General features: G+C 64.7%; 1 protein-coding gene and 1 pseudogene. Both read left to right on the top strand.

Annotated elements, in window-relative coordinates; translation table 11 throughout:
* The first annotated feature begins 221 nt into the window (after window positions 1–221).
* Window positions 222–2,801 (top strand): ATP-binding protein, encoded by a 2,580-nt coding sequence (locus EOA29_RS30390; RefSeq protein ID WP_126093787.1) that lies wholly within the window; start codon window positions 222–224, stop codon window positions 2,799–2,801.
* Window positions 2,802–2,878: 77 nt separating this feature from the next.
* Window positions 2,879–3,164: pseudogene (locus EOA29_RS30385) on the top strand (purine-nucleoside phosphorylase); the annotation flags it as partial.

Genomic DNA, 3,164 nt, shown 5'->3' with positions numbered 1-3,164 from the left:
GGTGCACCCAATCGCCTTCCTGAGGTGACGCGACACTAGACCGTTGGGACTAGCGACCGCAAGTTCGCATCACTCATCGTGAACAGTTTGAAACATGAATCGGTTGGCCCGGCGTCATTTTTATCTGACATTTGCCGCCAAGGCCTTTTCCGCTACAGGAGAATGTGATTCAACCGGCCCGTTCGCGGGTGTCGGGCACCGGAATCACGAACAGGGGGCACATGGCCAAGGAAACGCGCGGCGATTTCTATCCGGTACCGATCGTCGACCAGAACACGCGTCCGGGTGCCGTCACCAGGCTCATCGTCTTCATCGTCGTTCTGACCGGCGCCGCAATTGTCTTCGGACTGTTCCGCGAGCGTCTGGGCGATCCGTTCCTGCTCGGCATGCTGGGCGTGCTCGCGATGATCGGCGTCGGCTTTCTGTTCGCCACCGCGATCGGCTTCGTGCAGATCGCGCCGCGCTCGACCAGCGACGAACTGTCGAAAGCCTTCGTCGATTCAATGTCTCAAGGTCTGCTGGTCACCGACACCAAGGGTCGGGTCGTCTATGCCAACCGGGCCTATGCCGACATGACAGGCGCCGCATCGGCGACTGATTTGAAGACGGTCGAGGGCCTGCTTTCCGACGTTCCCGAGGCCTCGATGACCATCTATCGGTTGGCCTCCGGACTGCGCGACGGTCAGGCCGGCGACGGTGAATTCCGGCTGGCGCAGTCGATCAAGCCCGGGGCCGAGCCTGGCGCGCGCTGGTACCGCGCCCGCGCCCGCGCTTTCAGCGTGCCGGGCGAGCGGCTGCCGATGCTCGCCTGGCAGATCGCGGACATCTCGCAGGAGCGGGCGGAGCAGGAGCGGTTCTTCCTCGACCTGCAAAAAGCGATAGACCACCTCGACCACGCGCCGGCCGGCTTCTTCTCCGCCGACCAGGAGGGCCGCGTCACCTACATCAACGCGACGCTCGCCGAATGGCTGGGCATCGACCTTGCCAGCTTCACTCCAGGCGCGGTGACGCTGCCGGAAATCGTCGCCGGCGACGGCATGGCGCTCGTCCGCTCGGTCAAGGCTGATCCCGGCACCACGCGCAACGCCGTCATCGACCTCGATCTCACGACAATGAGCGGCCAGGCGCTGCCGGTCCGCTTCATGCACCGCGTTTCGGCGAGCCGCGAGGGGGTGAACGGGCCGACCCGGACCATCGTGCTCAACCGCACCCAGGGCGAAGACGCTTCCGCCGATCTGCGCGCCTCGGAGGTCCGTTTCACCCGCTTCTTCAACTCGACGCCGATGGCGATTGCCGGCGTCGATGCCAGCGGACGCATCCTGCGCACCAACGCGCCGTTCCTGTCGCTGTTTTCATCCGTCGTCGACCGCGACGCCGTCGACCGGCGTGTGCGCTTCGAGAGCGTCGTGCATGAGCGCGACCGGCCGGCCTTTGCCGCCGCCTTCGAAAAGGCGCGACAGCGCCAGGCCAACATCGAGCCGATCGACTCGCTGCTGCCCGGCAATGACGAGCGCCACATCCGCTTCTACGTCAACGCTGTGGCCGACAGCGCCGGCGCCGAGGGGGCTGAGGAGTCGGCCATCGTCTACGCGGTCGAGACCACCGAACAGAAGGCGCTCGAGGGCCAGATGGCGCAGAGCCAGAAAATGCAGGCGGTCGGCCAGCTCGCCGGCGGCATCGCGCACGACTTCAACAACGTGCTCACCGCCATCATCATGGCATCAGACCTTTTGCTCACCAACCACCGTCCGTCGGATCCGTCCTTCCCCGACATCATGAACATCAAGCAGAACGCCAACCGCGCGGCGTCTCTGGTGCGACAATTGCTCGCCTTCTCGCGCAAGCAGACGCTGCGCCCGGAAGTGCTCAATCTGACCGATGTCCTGGCCGACCTCAGAATGCTGCTCGCCCGCCTCGTCGGCAACGACATCCGCCTGAAGATCGACCATGGTCGCGATCTGTGGCCGGTCAAGGTCGACATCGGCCAGTTCGAGCAGGTGGTGGTCAATCTCGCCGTCAATGCGCGCGACGCGATGCCCGCCGGCGGGGACCTTACGGTGCGCACCCGCAACGTCACGGGCGAGGAGTGCAAATCCTTTGCCTACCGGGAGCTCACGCCGGCCGATTATGTGCTGGTCGAGGTCGAGGATACCGGCAGCGGCATCGCGCCGGACGTACTGAAGAAGATCTTCGAGCCGTTCTTCACCACCAAGGAGGTCGGCAAGGGGACGGGCCTCGGCCTGTCGATGGTCTACGGCATCATCAAGCAGACCGGCGGCTTCATCTATTGCGATTCCGAGGTCGGCAAGGGGACGGTGTTCCGCATTTTCCTGCCGCGCCACGTCGCGGAGGTGAAGAAGGCGAGCGAGCCTGTCGAGACGGCGGCCGCCGCGGTGCCGGCCAAGCCGGTCGACACGGTGAAGGATCTCTCCGGTTCGGCCACGGTGCTTCTGGTCGAGGACGAGGATGCCGTCCGCATGGGCGGCGTCAGGGCGCTGACCTCGCGCGGCTACACCGTTCACGAAGCGTCCTCCGGCGTCGAGGCGCTGGAGGTCTTCGAGGCTCTCGGCGGCAAGGTCGACATCGTCGTGTCCGATGTGGTGATGCCGGAAATGGACGGACCGACGCTGCTCGGCGAGTTGCGCAAGCGCCAGCCGGATATCAAGTTCGTCTTCGTCTCCGGTTATGCAGAGGACGCCTTCGCCAAAAACCTGCCTGCCGACGCGCATTTCGGGTTCCTGCCCAAACCCTTCTCGCTCAAGCAACTGGCGACCATCGTCAAGGATGTGCTGGAATCCTAAAACAGCAACCGCTTGCACATTGCGGCGACCCTGCCATGATGATGGAGACGGGGTAAGTTGCATGACAGGGAGTTAGCGTGACGCCGCACATCGAGGCGGGCAGGGGCGACTATGCCGGAACGGTGCTGTTGCCGGGCGATCCCGAGCGCGCCCAATGGATGGCGGAAACCTTTCTCGAGGCGCCGCGCTGCGTCAATCGCCGCCGGGGCGCCCTTGGCTTCACCGGCCGGTATCGCGGCAAACCGGTCAGCATCCATGCAACCGGCATCGGCGTCTCTTCCTTCCTCATCTATGCCCATGAGCTGCTGGACTATCATGGCGTGAAGACGCTGATCCGCACAGGAACATGCGGCGCCCTGACCG

The organism is Mesorhizobium sp. M1E.F.Ca.ET.063.01.1.1, from assembly GCF_003998155.1.
Lineage (GTDB): Bacteria > Pseudomonadota > Alphaproteobacteria > Rhizobiales > Rhizobiaceae > Mesorhizobium.
The sequence above is the reverse complement of the archived record's forward strand: the minus strand, read 5'-3'. Positions and strand labels throughout refer to the sequence as shown.